This is a genomic window from Mycobacterium dioxanotrophicus (genome assembly GCF_002157835.1).
Classification (GTDB): domain Bacteria; phylum Actinomycetota; class Actinomycetes; order Mycobacteriales; family Mycobacteriaceae; genus Mycobacterium; species Mycobacterium dioxanotrophicus.
Window position 1 is genome coordinate 4,674,060 of sequence record NZ_CP020809.1, and the last position, 12,033, is coordinate 4,686,092.

The 12,033-nt window shown below is 68.9% G+C and carries 14 protein-coding genes; 6 read left to right on the forward strand and 8 right to left on the reverse strand.

Annotated elements, in window-relative coordinates; genetic code table 11:
- Positions 1 to 12: 12 nt before the first annotated feature.
- From BTO20_RS22795 to sigI, 3 genes are read right to left on the reverse strand one after another with little or no spacing between them, the layout of a single operon-like run.
- On the reverse strand, positions 13 to 1,239 hold the full coding sequence (locus BTO20_RS22795; RefSeq protein ID WP_087078385.1) for a M50 family metallopeptidase: 1,227 nt from the start codon (positions 1,237 to 1,239) through the stop codon (positions 13 to 15).
- The gene (gene dxr / locus BTO20_RS22800; protein ID WP_087078386.1) at positions 1,236 to 2,447 is read right to left on the reverse strand and encodes a 1-deoxy-D-xylulose-5-phosphate reductoisomerase; all 1,212 of its coding nucleotides are present in this window, start codon (positions 2,445 to 2,447) and stop codon (positions 1,236 to 1,238) included. Before dxr ends, BTO20_RS22795 begins: the two co-directional genes overlap by 4 nt.
- A 43-nt stretch (positions 2,448 to 2,490) precedes the next feature.
- On the reverse strand, positions 2,491 to 3,354 hold the full coding sequence (gene sigI / locus BTO20_RS22805) for an RNA polymerase sigma factor SigI (protein ID WP_087078387.1): 864 nt from the start codon (positions 3,352 to 3,354) through the stop codon (positions 2,491 to 2,493).
- Between the two features lie 81 nt (positions 3,355 to 3,435).
- On the opposite strand from sigI, the gene BTO20_RS22810 reads away from it, so the two are divergent.
- A complete protein-coding gene (locus BTO20_RS22810; protein ID WP_087078388.1) occupies positions 3,436 to 4,281 on the forward strand; it encodes an NmrA family NAD(P)-binding protein in 846 nt (281 codons plus the stop codon).
- 10 nt (positions 4,282 to 4,291) lie between these two features.
- A complete protein-coding gene (locus tag BTO20_RS22815) occupies positions 4,292 to 4,732 on the forward strand; it encodes a nitroreductase family deazaflavin-dependent oxidoreductase (protein ID WP_087078389.1) in 441 nt (146 codons plus the stop codon).
- Here the strand turns inward: BTO20_RS22815 and BTO20_RS22820 are convergent.
- The gene (locus BTO20_RS22820; protein ID WP_087078390.1) at positions 4,729 to 5,544 is read right to left on the reverse strand and encodes a DUF4097 family beta strand repeat-containing protein; all 816 of its coding nucleotides are present in this window, start codon (positions 5,542 to 5,544) and stop codon (positions 4,729 to 4,731) included. The genes BTO20_RS22815 and BTO20_RS22820 overlap by 4 nt on opposite strands.
- A gap of 29 nt (positions 5,545 to 5,573) precedes the next feature.
- Positions 5,574 to 6,059 (reverse strand): histidine kinase, encoded by a 486-nt coding sequence (locus BTO20_RS22825; protein WP_087078391.1) that lies wholly within the window; start codon positions 6,057 to 6,059, stop codon positions 5,574 to 5,576.
- A gap of 100 nt (positions 6,060 to 6,159) precedes the next feature.
- Between BTO20_RS22825 and BTO20_RS22830 the strand changes: the two genes are divergently transcribed.
- Both BTO20_RS22830 and BTO20_RS22835 read left to right on the forward strand, forming a co-directional pair.
- Positions 6,160 to 7,482, forward strand: a complete 1,323-nt coding sequence (locus BTO20_RS22830; protein WP_087082517.1) for a cryptochrome/photolyase family protein — start codon at positions 6,160 to 6,162, stop codon at positions 7,480 to 7,482.
- A 76-nt stretch (positions 7,483 to 7,558) separates the two neighbouring features.
- Positions 7,559 to 7,813, forward strand: a complete 255-nt coding sequence (locus BTO20_RS22835; RefSeq protein WP_029373311.1) for a DUF2631 domain-containing protein — start codon at positions 7,559 to 7,561, stop codon at positions 7,811 to 7,813.
- Positions 7,814 to 7,853: 40 nt separating this feature from the next.
- On the opposite strand, the gene BTO20_RS22840 is transcribed toward BTO20_RS22835, so the two are convergent.
- Positions 7,854 to 8,420, reverse strand: coding sequence for a hypothetical protein (locus tag BTO20_RS22840; RefSeq protein ID WP_157680310.1), 567 nt, complete (start codon positions 8,418 to 8,420; stop codon positions 7,854 to 7,856).
- A gap of 142 nt (positions 8,421 to 8,562) precedes the next feature.
- Here BTO20_RS22840 and BTO20_RS22845 point away from each other — a divergent pair, with 142 nt between their 5' ends.
- Both BTO20_RS22845 and BTO20_RS22850 read left to right on the forward strand, forming a co-directional pair.
- Complete coding sequence (locus BTO20_RS22845; protein WP_087078393.1) at positions 8,563 to 9,246, forward strand: DUF427 domain-containing protein; 684 nt, start codon at positions 8,563 to 8,565, stop codon at positions 9,244 to 9,246.
- 19 nt (positions 9,247 to 9,265) lie between these two features.
- The gene (locus BTO20_RS22850; protein WP_087078394.1) at positions 9,266 to 9,739 is read left to right on the forward strand and encodes an SRPBCC family protein; all 474 of its coding nucleotides are present in this window, start codon (positions 9,266 to 9,268) and stop codon (positions 9,737 to 9,739) included.
- Here BTO20_RS22850 and BTO20_RS22855 read toward each other — a convergent pair.
- On the reverse strand, positions 9,736 to 10,989 hold the full coding sequence (locus BTO20_RS22855) for a MinD/ParA family ATP-binding protein (protein WP_087078395.1): 1,254 nt from the start codon (positions 10,987 to 10,989) through the stop codon (positions 9,736 to 9,738). The genes BTO20_RS22850 and BTO20_RS22855 overlap by 4 nt on opposite strands.
- Before the next feature lie 122 nt (positions 10,990 to 11,111).
- Positions 11,112 to 12,032: an alpha/beta hydrolase gene (locus tag BTO20_RS22860; RefSeq protein WP_087078396.1), complete on the reverse strand. Its 921-nt coding sequence runs from the start codon at positions 12,030 to 12,032 to the stop codon at positions 11,112 to 11,114.
- Position 12,033: the final 1 nt, after the last annotated feature.

The following is a 12,033-nucleotide window of genomic DNA, read 5'->3' on the forward strand; positions in this document are numbered from 1 at the left end:
ACAGTGCCTCTCTTACTGGAAGATGCTGAGCGGGTTGACCAGGTCCGCGGTCACGGTCAGCAGCATGTAGCCGACCACGACCGCGAGCACCACGTACGTGGCTGGCATGAGCTTGAGGTAATTGACCGGCCCGGCGGCCACTTTGCCGCGGGCCGAACGGATCATGTTGCGGAGCTTCTCGTAGGTGGCGACCGCGATGTGACCACCGTCGAACGGCAGCAGCGGCACCAGGTTCACCGCGCCCAGCACGAAGTTCAGCTGGGCCAGGAAGAACCAGAACGCCACCCACAGCCCGGCCTCGACGGTCTCGCCGCCGATGATGCTGGCGCCGACGACGCTGATGGGCGTTTCCGGATCGCGCTGCCCACCGCCGATGGAGTGCACGAGCGCACCGACCTTGGTCGGGATCTTCGCCAGCGACTTGCCCAGCTCGACCGAGAGATCGCCGGTGAACGTGAACGTCGCGGGCACCGCCGTCAGCGCGTTGTACTGCGTGGGGCCGAACTGGGCCGCGCTGACGCCGATCGCGCCGACCTGGGCCGGGGTCGCCTCGGTGGAGCCGTCCTTGGCGATGAAGCGCTGGGTCTGGGCGACGTCGACCGTGGTGGTGATCGGCTTGCCGTCGCGCTCGACGGTGATCTGGGTCGGGCCGGTGGCCTTGCGCACCGCGGCGGCCATCTCGGAGAAGGTCTTCACGTCCTGGTCGCCGACCTTGACCACGGTGTCGCCGGGTTTGATGCCTGCCTGCGCCGCCGGGCTCGGACCGATGCAGGGCCCCTGCTGTCCCTTGCTGACTTCGCTTGTCAGACAGCCGGTTTCACCGACGACGGCACCGGTGGGCGCATGCAGGTTGGGCAGACCCCAGACCACCGCGATGCCGTAGATCAGCACCAGTCCGATGATGAAGTTCATGGCGGGCCCGGCGAAGAGCACCGCGACGCGCTTCCACACCTTCTGCCGGTACATCGCGTACGGCCGGTCCTCGGGTGCGATCTCGTCCATGGACGTCATGCCTGCGATGTCACAGAACCCGCCCAGCGGAATGGCCTTGACGCCGTATTCCGTCTCGCCCAGCGCGTTGGCACGCTTGGTCGACCACAGTGTGGGGCCGAAGCCGACGAAGTACCGCCGGACCTTCATCCCGGTGGCCCGCGCGATCCACATGTGGCCGCATTCGTGCAGGGCCACCGAGACCAGGATGGCCAGCGCGAACGCCGCGATACCCAGTGCGAACATCATTTGTTGACGAGACCTCTTCTGATGGATTCCCGCTCGACGGCCCGCCGCGCCTGATCCCTGGCCCAGCGTTGTGCGTCGAGTACGTCTTCCACGGTAGCGGGTTCGGCGGCCCACTGGTCGGCAGCGTGCAACACGTCACCGACGGTTTGCACGATCGCCGGGAACCGGATACGTCCGTCGAGGAACGCCTCGGCCGCCTCTTCGTTTGCCGCGTTGTAGACCGCGGTCAGGCAGCCGCCGCCTTTGCCCGCGTGACGCGCGAGGTCCACGGCGGGGAAGACCTCGTTGTCCAGCGGCAGGAACTCCCAGGTCGACGCGGTGGTGAAATCGCACGCGGCCGCGGCGCCGGGGACCCGGGCCGGCCAGCCCAAGGCCAGCGCGATCGGCAGTTTCATGTCCGGCGGGCTGGCCTGGGCCAGGGTGGAACCGTCGGTGAACGTCGCCATCGAGTGCACGATCGACTGCGGGTGCACCACCACCTCGATGCGGTCGTAGTCGATGCCGAACAGCAGGTGTGTCTCGATGAGTTCCAAGCCCTTGTTGACCAGGGTCGCCGAGTTGAGGGTGTTCATCGGCCCCATCGACCAGGTCGGATGCTTGCCGGCCTGCGCAGGCGTGACGCCGTCGAGGTCGGTCGCCGACCAGCCGAGGAACGGACCGCCCGAGGCGGTGAGCACGATCTTGGCGACCTCCGCTGGGGTGCCGCCACGCAGACATTGCGCCATCGCCGAGTGTTCGGAGTCCACCGGCACGATCTGGCCCGGTGCGGCCGCCTTGAGCACCAGCGGCCCGCCCGCCACCAGCGACTCCTTGTTGGCCAGCGCCAGCCGGGCGCCGGTGGCCAACGCTGCCAGGGTGGGTTTCAGACCGAGCGCCCCGACCAGGGCGTTGAGCACGACGTCGGCTTCGGTGTTCTCGACCAGGTGAGTGACGGCGTCCGGGCCGGTATAGGTGACGTCGCCGACCTGCGCCGCAGCGGCCGGATCGGCGACGGCGACGCCCGTGACGCCCGTTTCGGCGCGTTGCGCGGCGAACAACTCCGGGTTGCCGCCGCCCGCGGCCAGGCCGACCACTTCGAAGCGATCGGGGTTGGCGGCGATGACCTCCAGCGCCTGAGTACCGATAGACCCGGTACTGCCGAGAACCAGCACGCGCAGCCGCGCCGTATTCCCCTGGTCGCTTCGCTCCTGCCCGCCGGATCCCGTCACCGCTACATTGTGCCGCGCCGCAGGTGCCTGCCCCAACCACCGCCTACTGGGTACGCGCCGACGGGTCGGCGGTCGCGTCAATCTTGACGACCAGGCCGTCGCGAATGGTCAGGACGACCACGGCGAAGAGCCTGCGCTGGGCGTACGCCAGCAGCACCGGCTCGCCGGCCGGTCCGCCGACCAGCGTGGCACCTGGCCCGAGGTAGAGCAGCAGGTTGGTGGCGACGGCGTCGCGTCCGTGGTTGATCTGCTGAGGCGGGGCGGGTTCGGCCAGGATGGTGCCGACTCCCCACACGCTCGGATCGAGCACGGCGCCGAGCGCCAGGACGTCGCCGCCCGCGCAGGCGGCGATGAACTTCTCCAGGACGACGCGATGTTCGTCTGCCGTGACACCACCGGCCTGCGCGTCGTTGTCGACGTGGTGCGGCGTGAGACCGGCGAACTTGATCCGGGCCCGCCGGGCCAGCTGCCGGCACGTTCCGACCGGTCTGCCGACGGTTTCGGCGATCTCGTCGAACGGCACCGCGAACACATCGTGGAGCACGAACGCGACCCGCTCCCCCGGGCTGAGCCGGTTGAGAACCTCGAACAACGCCGTGCGCACCTGGTCGTCGAGGGTGGCGCGGTCGGCCGGGTCGGGCTCCGCCGACGCCGCTGTCTCGACCGTCCCCGGCTGCTCGAGGCGCGCCCGCGCCGAGCGCACCTGGTCGAGACACAGCCGCCCGGCCACCACCGTCAGCCACGCGCGGATGTCGTCGAGCTGGCCGGCGTCGGTGCGGGCCAGCCGCAGAAACGCTTCCTGTGCAACGTCTTCGGCCTCACCGATGTCGCCGAGCATCTGGTAGCAGAGGTTGACCAGATACGGGCGGTGTTCACGCCAGGCCGCCTCGACCAGTGAATCGTTCATGCCGTTAGGACGAGATACCGGTCCGGAAAGTTACCGGCTCGCCGCTGTAACTTTTCCGAGGGCCACCCCGTCCTTGATCGCATGAACACAACCATTCTCGTCACGGGCGCCACCGGCAACGTCGGGCGTCCACTCGTTTCCGAACTCGTCGGCGCGGGCGCCCGGGTCCGCGCTGTCAGCAGATATCCGGCGACCGCGGGCTTTCCCGCGGCGGTGGAGGTGGTGCCGACCGCGGCGGCCGGGTTGGCCGGGGCCGACGCCGTCTTTCTCAATTCCCGCGGGCTCGGCGCCGAGCTCGCCGCGACAGTCGAGCAGGCTCGCTCCGCCGGGGTACGTCGGCTGGTCGCCCTCTCGGCGATCAATGCCGATGACGACGATGCCCGTCAGCCGTCCCGCGTGCGCGGGGATCGCAACCGCGAGTGCGAACAGGTGGCGGTGTCCTCGGGCCTGCAGTGGGTGAGCCTGCGGCCGACCATCTTTGCATCCAATTTCGCGGGCATGTGGGCGCCGCAGCTCGCTGCAGGCGATGTGGTGACGGGGCCGTATGCCGACGCGTCGATCGCGGTGATCGCCGACGCCGACATCGCGGCCGTGGCGGCCGTCGCTCTGCTGACCGATGATCTTGTGGGGCAACGCATTCCACTGACGGGTCCGCAGGCATTGACCAACACCGAGCTGGTCGCCGCCCTCGGCACCGCGCTGGGCCGGCCGTTGCGCTACCAGGAGGTGTCGCCCGCCGCGGTACGCGAGCGGTTCTCCGCGGTCGGGTTCCCCGCGGCATTCGCCGACGCCTACCTGGCGTTGCTGGCCGACACGGTCGGCAGCCCAGCACTGGTCACCGGCGAGGTCGACAAGATACTCGGCCGTCCCGCAACACCTTTCGCCCAGTGGGCCGCCGACAACCGGGCCCGCTTCATCGCTGAGTAGAGGAGTAACCATGCCCGAACCAACCCCGCCGCGCTGGCTCAAACCCATGAACAAGGTGATGATGGCGGTGCAACGCCTGGGCATTCCGACCGGACCCGCGATGGTGCTGACCGTGCCGGGCCGCCGCACTGGGCAACCGCGCAGTACCCCGATGACCCCGTTCGATCACGATGGGGGCCTCTACACCGTCGCCGGCTATCCGGGTTCGGACTGGGCGGCCAATGCCCGGGCCGCCGGGTCCGGCACCCTCGCCAGGGGACGACGCTCCCGCCGGGTGCGCATTGTCGAACTCAGCCCCGACGAGTCCCGACCGATCCTGCGCGCGTTCGCGGTGAAGGTGCCGGTGGGCGTCGGTTTCGCCAAGCGCAGCGGCTTGGTGCTCAACGGCACACCGGACGAATTCGAGGCGCTGGCAGGACGTTTGACAGTGTTCCGGTTCGACCCGGCCTAGGAGTTGCGGCCGGCCGGTGCGGGCGTGGCGCGGCGGATCGTGATGTCGCCGGATCCGGTGCGCGCGTGCACCATCAGGGTCTCATCGCCGACGGCGGGTCCGTCGGAGGCGGCCAGCCGGTTGTCGACGGAGCCGGAGCCGGTCATGAGTTCCAGCTGTGCGGCGGTGCCCTCCGGGATGCCGACCTCGACCTCACCGCTGCTGGTGTGTGCGCTGAGCGCACCGGCGGCAGCGACGGCGACGGACACTGAGCCGGAGGCTGCCTGGACCTTGAGACTGCCCCGCAGCGTGCCGACACTGAGATTGCCGCTGGCCGCCTGGAATGTCACGTCACCCTCGACGTGGTCGATGCGCGCATCGCCCGATGCCGTCGCGATGCGCGCATCACCCACCAGGCTGTCAACCGCGACGTCGCCGGATGCACTGTCCGCCTTGAGATTTCCGGTGACGGTGTCGATACGCACGTCTGCGCTGGCGGTGGCGAACCGGCAGTCGGAGTAGCTGCCGACGGCCTCTGTGTCGGCCGATGCGGTGGCTACCTTCAGCCGGGACCCGGTGGGCAGGGCGATGTCGATGCGGACCGCTCCCCCGCGCCCGAGCGACAGCATGCGCCGGCCTGCGCTGACGGTCAGCGCGCCGTCACGGTAGTCGATGCGTGCCTGTTCGGCGATCCGGACGTCGGAGGGCCGGTTCGGATCGCGGGGCGCGACCTCGACGACGGTGTCGGCCCGGTCCGAGGCACTCACGCGGACAACTCCCGCCACCACCTCGACGTCGGCCGAGATGGGTTCGGGTGTATGGAATGTGGGCATCGCGTTTCTCCTGTCGATCGATGGGTGGTTCAGCGGACCCAGCCGCTGAAAGACTTGCCGCCACTGCGGGTTCGGCCACTGGATCCACCGAGCCGCGCGCTCGCCGCGCGCACCAGCCACGCGTTCACCGAAACGCCCTCTCCACGTGCCGCGGACTCCACACCGGCGCGCAGATTCTCGGGGAGCCGCAGGGTCACCCGCCACGTGCCGCCGGCGTCGTCGTCGGGAACGTCGGCGGCACCTGTGGGCGGCGACATGGCCGGCTCGGCGGGTTCGGGGAGTTCCACCGCGAACTCCGGATCCCTGCCGTTGAGTCGGACCTGCACGGCGCCGGGGGCAAGTTCGCGGGTGATCTGTTCGGCGGCCTCGGAAAGCGCTTCGAGCAGGGCGAGTCGCAAGGCCGAATCCAGTGGCGCGGTCAGCCGCCGCGCGAGCGCCTCGGCATCGGCACCGCCCGCGGCGGCCGCCACCGCCAGTTCGTGTCGGATGGCGTCGACATACGGCTGCAAGTCCATGGTGTCATGGTGACACCATGATGACGTCATATCAAGTGTCACCGTGGTGCACGGGGCCGGTGTGACCGCCAGGCCGTTCGGTTCGGGCACCATCGGAGCCATGCCCACCTTGCTGTGGTTTCGGCGGGATCTGCGCCTGTGCGACCACCCCGCCCTGCTGGCCGCCGCGCAGGACGACGCCGAGGTGCTCGCCTGCTACGTGCTCGACCCGCGGCTGACCGGAGCCTCGGGAAGTCGTCGCCTGCACTACCTCTACCGGTCGTTGCACGAGCTGCGGGAGCGCCTGGACGGGAAGCTTCTGGTGGTACGGGGCAAGCCCGAGCAGCAGATTCCGCGCCTCGCGCGCGTCGTCGGGGCGGATGCGGTGCACATCTCGCAGGACTACTCGCCGTTCGGGCGGCGGCGTGACGACGCGGTGCGCGCCGCGCTCGCCGGTGTGCCGCTGTGCGCGACGGGTTCGCCCTACCTGGTCTCGCCGGGGCGCATCAGCAAGCAGGACGGCTCGCCGTATCAGGTGTTCACGCCGTACTACCGGGCCTGGCGCGACCATGGGTGGCGCGCTCCCGCCGCCTCGGGACCCGACTCTGCGCGGTGGATCGACCCGGCCGGGCTGCCCGGCGGCACCGAGATTCCTGACACCCCAAGCCGGCCGGACAATCCTGCCGGTGAGCTCGCGGCCACGACACAGTGGCGGACGTTCGCCGAGACGTCGCTGCCCAGCTACGCCACGGACCGCGACCGTCCCGACCTCGACACCACGAGCCGGATGTCGGCACATCTGAAGTTCGGCACCATCCACCCGCGCACGATGGCGGTTGATCTCGACTCGGACGCCGACGCGTATTTGCGGGAGTTGGCTTTTCGCGACTTCTACGCCACCGTGCTGCATCACTGGCCCGAGAGTGCCTGGCAGAGCTGGAACCGCGGCATGGCCAAGATCGAGGTGGATGACGGCCCCGACGCGCAGCGGATGTTCGACGCCTGGACTGCCGGGATGACGGGCTTCCCGATCGTCGACGCCGGGATGCGCCAGCTCGCCCAGACCGGCTTCATGCACAACCGGGTGCGGATGATCGCCGCGTCGTTTCTGGTCAAAGACCTGCACTTACCGTGGCAGTGGGGTGCGCGATGGTTTCTCGATCAGCTCACCGACGGCGATGTCGCCAACAATCAGCACGGCTGGCAGTGGGTCGCCGGGTGCGGCACCGATGCCGCACCGTACTTCCGGGTGTTCAACCCGACGACGCAGGGCGCGAAGTTCGATCCCGCCGGTGACTACATCCGGCGTTGGGTGCCCGAGCTCGCGGAGGTCACCGACGTGCACAAGCTCGGCTCGGCACGGCCCGCGCGCTACCCGGACCCGATCGTCGACCACGCGGAGGAACGGCTCGAAGCGTTGCGCCGATATCAACAGCTGAGATGACCGGTGCCGGTCGACATACGACGCAGTGTCGTATGCCAGAATGTCTGCAGTCCCTGCCCGACTGTGAGGAGCAACCGTGGCCAGCACCGAAGTGGAGCGACACAACGGCGTCGATGTCGAGGATGTGCCCTCGGCGGCATGGGGTTGGTCGAAGGAGAACATCAAGGTCATCCACATCGGTGGCGTGCTCTCCGCACTCTTCCTGCTCGTGATGATGCGCGGCAACCACGTCGGCCACGTCGAGGACTGGTTCCTCATCGGGTTCGCAGCCCTGATCCTGCTGCTGGTGGGTCGCGACTGGTGGCTGCGCCGCCGCGGCTGGATCCGCTGACCTGAAACCGCGAGGCGTCAGCTGACGCAGCGCCCAGGCGTCAGCAGATCGGGACCAAACCGTCGGCGAGCAGGCCCGCCGGTCTACCGCCCAGCAGCAGTGCCTCCACCGCGTTGCGGGTTGCCTCCGAATTGCCCACTGCGGCAAGCGCATGCGCCTTGAACGCCCGTGCGGCCGCGCTGAGCCGGTACTGCGTGGCGCGTAACCCTCCGCCGAATTGACCCGGCGCATCGGCGCCCCAGAACGCGACTTCGCCCTCGCCGTGCCGTATGGCTGCGAAGACCTGTGAACGCACGTCGCCGTCCGCGTCGAACAGGTCCGCCGCGACCACCGTTGTCACGATCCGTTCCTGCGTGGTCGAGGGCCATTCACCGTCCAGCTCAACGGCTTTGACGCCAAGGATGCGTAGTGCACGGTCGTCGCGAGGGTCCGGCAACGCAACGGTGACGGCCCAGCCCGCCATCCGCCGGTCGAAAAGCCAGCCCCCGATGCTCGCGACGACATCGGCCGCGTCATGGGCGAGCACGTTCAATTCGTATCGCAGCGCGTGGGCGGCCCGCACCCGTGGCTGGGACCTTGTTGCGATCGGCATATCGGACAGCGTCATGGCCTCACCGTCATTCGCCACCCTCCGGCTGTGTCACCCGTCACTCAACAGCGTGACATTTCCTCGCCAATCTGCAAGCTCCTATCGTCTCTGCCATCGTCGGCCGAGCGTCGGCCGAGCGATCCGGACTGGAGGTGGCGAGGTGAGTCTTGTGGCCGGACATGGCCCGTTGGGCACGCAGCCCGCCGGATGGTTCACTCCCCCGCTGCCCGGCGCCGTGGTCTACATCGAGCCGCATCCCCGCCGGATCCAGGCATTTGTCGGGAGCGACGCCGCGATCGACACCGAACACGCGTTGCTGGTGCACCGCGCGGGTCACACACTGAGCTACGCGTTCCCGCACGACGAAGTCGGTGGGCTGCCCAGCCGCCCGGTTGCCGAAGCCCCCGGATATGTGGCGGTGGCGTGGGACGCCGTCGACGCGTGGTTCGAGGAAGGCCGCCGGTTGGTGCACTATCCACCGAACCCGTATCACCGCATCGACTGCCGACGGACCAGACGCGGACTGCGAGTGACAGTTGACGACACCGTCCTGGTCGACACCGACGACACCGTGATCCTGTTCGAAACCGCTTTGGCACCAAGGCTCTACGTCAACCCGGCACTGGTGCGCACGGACTTGCTGCACCGCAGCCCGACCACCAGCTACTGCAATTACAAGGGCACCGCCACCTACTGGTCGGCGACGCTGGGCGGTACCGTGATCGCCGACGTGGCTTGGAGTTATCCCGATCCGCCGCCGGAGTCGTTGCCCGTCAAAGGGTTTCTGAGCTTCGACACCAGCAAGGTGCAGGTGCTCGCCGAGCTTCCGGGCTGCGAACGCTGACAAGGAGGAAGGCAGACACTTGGGCATCGTGACCACCAGCTCCGAGACGGTGTATCGGCAGTCCGCGGAGACCGTGTACGACTTCGTGACCAATCCGGCCAACTGGACCAGGACCTATCCGGGCGAGCCGCGGATCAGCGGGCTGCCCTCGGCCCTGCCGTTGCGGGTCGGCGACACCTGGCACGAGTCTCATCCGAGCGCCGATCGGATCTTCACCTGGCAACTCGGCGTCGCGACCCGTCCATGGCGGTGGATGTTCGCGTCGGTCGGGCGGCTCGGCGTCGACAGCAACGGTGCCGGCGGGCTGGAAGGTCGTATGACGGTCGAGTACCGCTTCACCCGGCCGGGTGAGAATCTGACGTTGTTCAGTCGCACCATGACGATCGAGGCCGACCGGCATGCACCGCTGCCGGACGGTTTCTTCCGGATCGTGAACCCGGCTCACATCGACGCCTACCACGCCGCGGTGGCGCGGGAACTCGGCGCAGTTTAAGTGGCGACGGGTCCGTCGAAATCGTCCGACAGCGCGGCGGCGAGCTCCAGGATCCGCCGCTGGAACCGCGGTCGGAGCAGGTCGAGGTGGATCTCGGTGCCGCAGGCGATGTGCTTGTCCCAGGGCAGCACGAACACCCGGCCGGGAGGCAGGTGCTTCTGAAACTGCGTCACGAGCGCGCCGGTGTCGACGTTGGGCCGGCGTGAGCCGACGTGATTGACCACCACGCACGTCCGGTTCAGCAGGTCACGGTGGCCGTTCTGCCACAGCCAGTCGAGCGTCACCGCGGCCTGGCGGGCGCCGTCGATCGAGGCGCTCGCCACGATCACAGCCCCCGAGACGGTGCTCAGCGCGGCCCGGGCCGCGGGCTGGAACATGTCCGCGGCGCAGTCGGCGATCACCAAGTTGTAGTGCTGCGAAACGATGTCGGTGGCGGCTTTCCAGTCGGCGTCGTTGAACGCGCGGGACGCGGCGCTGTACTCGAGGCCGGACAGCACCTCGAGCTTCGATTCGTTCATGCTGGTGAATCCGCGGATGTCGTTGTAGCGCGACAGATCTTTGGCGGCGAGCAGATCCGACACGGTCGCCGCTGACTGCCGCCCGACCCGGTCCGCGAGGTTGCCGCTGGCGGGATCGGCATCGATGGCAAGGATCCGGTCACCGCGCACCTTGCTCAGCGTCGAACCGAGCGCGACCGCGACAGCCGTCTTCCCGACGCCGCCTTTGAGGCCGAAGACGCCGATCTGGTACGAGTCCCTGGCGTTACGACGGATGCGGGCATACAGGTCGAGTTCATAGAGCTCGTCGCGCGAAAGCCCCAGATTCAGCCGGGTGGTGCGGTACAGCAGCCCGCGCCAGCCACGCTGGGAGTGCATCTTGACCGTCGGACGCACGCCGACGCGCGCCAGATTGTCGACCGCCCGATGCTCGCTCAGACCGACTCCGCTGTTGGGGCCTGCCCAGCCGTCGACCGCCTGCAGCCCGTCCTGCAGGGGCCACGGCGGCCGCGGCGGGATTGGCTGGAGCTTGGCGGTGATCTCGGCCTCTGTCGGATCCGGCGCCACGACCGAGAGCGCGGGCGCCTGGATCACCGGCGGGGCTCCCGCCGGCACGTCACCGTGCCGGGACCCGCCGTTGGTCAGCGACGTGACAGATCCGCCGAACAGGGCGTCGGCCTCGCCGTAGGGTGCGGGGTCCTTGGCGTGCTTGGGGTCGCGGGAGTACCCGAGCCGGTCGTTGTCGGCCGACATAGCTACCTCTCAATCGGTCAATCGCGCTGTAGCGCCAAACCCATCGTCCCACGGCGTAGTTGACACATTATTGTCCAGCCCGTTAACCGGACGCCACCTGAAGACCGGCCGCGCGGTCGAGATCACGACAGCCCGCGCGTCAGTGCGGAGCCCTGCATGGTGTGCAGGTGCCGGCTCATCTCCCCGTGCGGCAAAAGCGAATCGAAGCCGTGACAGGCGCCGGGAAACACATGCAGTTCCGTACTGACCCCGGCGGCCAGCAAACGTCGCGCGTAGTCGAGCGCCTCGTCGCGCAGCGGATCGAGCTCCGAGCAGGTGATGAGCGCCGGCGCGAGTCCGTCGAGCGTCGCGGCGCGCGCCGGAACCGCAGCGGCTGCACCTTCCTGCCCGGCCAGATAGTGTCGCCACATCGCGGCGGCGGCAGGTGCGTCGAAGCCGGGGGTATCACCGAATTCGGCCTTCGAGCCGGTCGGGCGGTCGTCGAGCGCGGGCTGGTGCAACAGCTGGAACACGATCGGCGGAGCCGATGCCGCGGCCGAACACTGGGCCAGCACAGCGGCCAGGGCACCGCCGGCGCTGCTGCCCGCCACGGCGATCCGCGTGGCGTCGATGTCGAGGTCGTCCGCACGCGCGGCCACCCACCTCAGCACCGCCATGGCGTCGTCGAGCGCCGCCGGGAACGGATGCTCGGGCGCCAGCCGGTAGTCCATGGCGATCACCGTGCACCGGCCCTGCCGGGCGAGTTCGACGCACTGGATCTGGTCGACATCGAGGTTGCCGAGGACGAAACCCCCGGAATGGCAGTAGACGACGGCAGGCGCGGGCGACGGCCCGCCGCGGTAGATGCGCAGCGCGAGCGTCCGCCGTCCGAGCATGATGCGGGCGCCGGTGATCGCGACGCCCGAGGTGTCCAGCGTTCGCGCAGCGTCGCGGCGCCGCTGATCCAGCGACGCGCGCACCGCACCGAGATGTTGGACCGACAGATCGGTGCGCGCGCCGGCAAGGTGATGCAACGCCGGGTCGAGGCGATCCAGCCAGGACACC

Bases quoted from the DNA above. Each gene is read 5' to 3' on its own strand.
- BTO20_RS22815 (WP_087078389.1), top strand. From the start codon at position 4,292: ATGCCCGAACCAACCCCGCCGCGCTGGCTCAAACCCATGAACAAGGTG.
- BTO20_RS22825 (WP_087078391.1), bottom strand. From the start codon at position 6,059: ATGGACTTGCAGCCGTATGTCGACGCCATCCGACACGAACTGGCGGTG.
- BTO20_RS22810 (WP_087078388.1), top strand. From the start codon at position 3,436: ATGAACACAACCATTCTCGTCACGGGCGCCACCGGCAACGTCGGGCGT.
- sigI (WP_087078387.1), bottom strand. From the start codon at position 3,354: ATGAACGATTCACTGGTCGAGGCGGCCTGGCGTGAACACCGCCCGTAT.
- BTO20_RS22795 (WP_087078385.1), bottom strand. From the start codon at position 1,239: ATGATGTTCGCACTGGGTATCGCGGCGTTCGCGCTGGCCATCCTGGTC.
- BTO20_RS22840 (WP_157680310.1), bottom strand. From the start codon at position 8,420: ATGACGCTGTCCGATATGCCGATCGCAACAAGGTCCCAGCCACGGGTG.
- BTO20_RS22855 (WP_087078395.1), bottom strand. From the start codon at position 10,989: ATGTCGGCCGACAACGACCGGCTCGGGTACTCCCGCGACCCCAAGCAC.
- BTO20_RS22820 (WP_087078390.1), bottom strand. From the start codon at position 5,544: ATGCCCACATTCCATACACCCGAACCCATCTCGGCCGACGTCGAGGTG.
- BTO20_RS22830 (WP_087082517.1), top strand. From the start codon at position 6,160: ATGCCCACCTTGCTGTGGTTTCGGCGGGATCTGCGCCTGTGCGACCAC.